This window comes from Gemmatimonadaceae bacterium (assembly GCA_035633115.1).
In the GTDB taxonomy this organism is placed as follows: Bacteria; Gemmatimonadota; Gemmatimonadetes; order Gemmatimonadales; family Gemmatimonadaceae; genus UBA4720.
The window spans coordinates 1-2,419 of sequence record DASQFN010000013.1 but is presented as its reverse complement, the minus strand read 5'-3'; the positions used below and the strand labels follow the sequence as shown (position 1 = coordinate 2,419).

Below are 2,419 nucleotides of genomic sequence, written 5' to 3'. Positions count from 1 at the left end.
TGTCGTCGATGAACTCGGAACCTGACAGATTCGAGGTAATCGTCACTAGCACTGAGTCAAGTGCGACAGAATCATCTAGTGTTACTGTCGGGAACCCGGAAGGTATAGCTCCCCCGCTGAACTCGGTGTCCAGAGTGAAGGTGATCATCGTCGCGCTGGCGGGTAACACACCCACCAGAAGTGTGGCCAACGCCAGGGGAGCCAGAGACAGCCGCATGGAAACCTCCCTACGTCAATGCTGAAGTGATGGAACTTTCGTGCAGTGCTGCAAAACTGCCGCCAAAGTGGAATCTGCGAATTTACGCCAAGATTTGGCATATGTAGGCGAGAAAGTCTCCCTGAATAACAATTTTTGTCGGCGCCCGTGCGTTCAAGAAGACAAACTGCGACTGCATCTGAGGAAGCCAGCGATCAGAACGATGCAACGTCGAGCAACGTGATCGCCGCGCCGTCCTTGCTGGTTGTCCCGGTCGATACGGCAAGCAACTGAGGACGCTCTCCACGCCAATCAGGGTAGCCCCAAAGATTTCCTGCGAGGTGCAGCGCCCCACCTGCTCCAACCTGCGGTGCGGCCATCGACATGCCCGAGAACGTCGTCGCGCCCCCCCACGTTTCGTCGAGAGGATGCTCACGCCCGGCTATCGTTACCGAAATCAACGGTCCGAAATCAAACCGGCGAGGACCGATTCCAAGTCGGAAGGGATTTGAGCCATGTGACAAATGCGAGACCCAGCCTGCCGAGGAGGAAACGGCCTAGCAGGCCGATGAAAAAGTGACTTGTGACAGCATTTCCAGTTCCCCATGCGCCGATGCCGGTCGCTGGGCACTCCGCTCGTGCGTGGTCGCCATCGTGCGACCGAGCCGGTCGCCGGGCCAGGTCACGTCGCCCTCGCCAAGAGGGTACGCAAGCGGATCAGGTTGTACGCCGCCGCGGTAAAGGTTACGATCCAATCAACGAGTTCGCCGCCCCGATGCCGCAGCTTCCGCAACCCGCCCACGGTTTTCATCCACCCGAAGACTTGCTCGATCAGCTTCCGTTTCTGTTGGCTGATGGCGTAGCCCGCGTGGCGCGTGGTGCGGCCGTCAATCGCGCTGCCTTTGACCTTCTGTGCGACGTGCGGTGTGAACGCGAGGTCGCGCACCGTCGCCACAAAGCTGGGCACGTCGAAGCCCTTGTCGCCGCCGACGGTGCCACCGTGCCCCAGCGCGCCCAGCAGCAGCGACGCGGCCTCGCGTTCGGCCGTGCCCGTGGCGGCTGTGGTGCAGACATTGGCGACCAGCCCGTGGCGATTGTCCAGCAGGACATGGCCCGCGTAGGAGAGCTTCGCCTCCTTGCCTGGGCCCTTCCGCGCGAGCTGGGCGTCCGGATCGGTGGTGGACTGATGGGTGTCGTTCCGCCGCGATTCTCCGTGAAAATTCACCGTCGGGTTGCCCGGATCATCGGGTGGGGGCGTCGGCCCCGCATCCTTGCGCCGGAAGCTCTTGAGACTCGCCCACGCTTCCAGCAACGTCCCATCGACGGTGAAGTGCTCGTCCGAGAGCAGGCCGGCGTCGGCCGCCTGGCCCAACACCGCATCAAAAAACGCGCCCGCGATGTCGCCGTCGAGCAGCCGATCGCGATTCTTGCTGAAGACGGTGGGCGACCAGCTCGCGTCATCCATACTCAGCCCAACAAACCATCGATACAGCACGCTGTAGTCGATCTCTTCCATCAAGAGCCGCTCGCTGCGCACGGTGTAGAGCGATTGGAGCAACAGGGCTCGGAGCAATTGCTCGGGCGGAATCGACGGGCGACCGATGTCCGAATACATCTTCGCGAAACGCGGCGACAGCTCGGCGAACACGCGGTCGGTCATGGCCCGAATCGCCCGCAATGGGTGGTCCGCACGCACCCGCTGCTCGGGTGAGAGGTAACTGAACATATGGTTCGTCTGATCGTCGGGTCCACGCATCGGGTCGCTCCCTTCAGAAACGGCGGGAGCATGGTAGTACACGAGGATCGATCCGTCGATCCCCTTTCAGTCACTTTTTCAGCACCCTGCTAAGGGGAGCAGTCTACCTTCCGCTGTCGATCGATCGGGAGGCTTACCGAGGTGCCTCGTGGGAAGGGGGGCTGGTGTCGCTCCACGTGGAGTATCATTTCGAGCACTTTCTCTTCTTCGATTCTGTGCTGCAACTCTCCTGCGTGTCGCCTTGAGATGTGGCGCCGGGGACTACTCGAAGGAGACGAAGTCCACAACCTGTTCGACACACACATGGGATCATGGCGAAGCCGATCGGGCCGGCCGTCTGGTGACGACAATACGCGGGGGGGCCAGATGTGGAGGCTCGGCAACTTCGCCCGGTGGATCCCGTTCTTCGCGGCGGTCTGGGTGGTGGCGGCCTCGTGCGCCTGGGCAGACCAAGGCCCGGCGGCGGC

General features: G+C 61.9%; 4 protein-coding genes. 1 reads left to right on the top strand and 3 read right to left on the bottom strand.

Translation table 11 applies throughout. The annotated features are described in order from the left end of the window. The 3 genes from VES88_01710 to VES88_01700 form a co-directional block, all read right to left on the bottom strand. Window positions 1-217, bottom strand: a 217-nt coding sequence (locus VES88_01710; GenBank protein HYN80191.1) for a hypothetical protein, incomplete at its 3' end; no start/stop codon positions are given. A 194-nt stretch (window positions 218-411) separates the two neighbouring features. Further along, the gene (locus VES88_01705) at window positions 412-657 is read right to left on the bottom strand and encodes a hypothetical protein (GenBank protein ID HYN80190.1); all 246 of its coding nucleotides are present in this window, start codon (window positions 655-657) and stop codon (window positions 412-414) included. 221 nt (window positions 658-878) lie between these two features. Continuing rightward, window positions 879-1,952, bottom strand: a complete 1,074-nt coding sequence (locus VES88_01700) for an IS5 family transposase (GenBank protein ID HYN80189.1) — start codon at window positions 1,950-1,952, stop codon at window positions 879-881. 246 nt (window positions 1,953-2,198) lie between these two features. On the opposite strand from VES88_01700, the gene VES88_01695 reads away from it, so the two are divergent. Continuing rightward, on the top strand, window positions 2,199-2,419 hold a 221-nt coding region (locus VES88_01695; GenBank protein ID HYN80188.1), incomplete at its 3' end, for a hypothetical protein.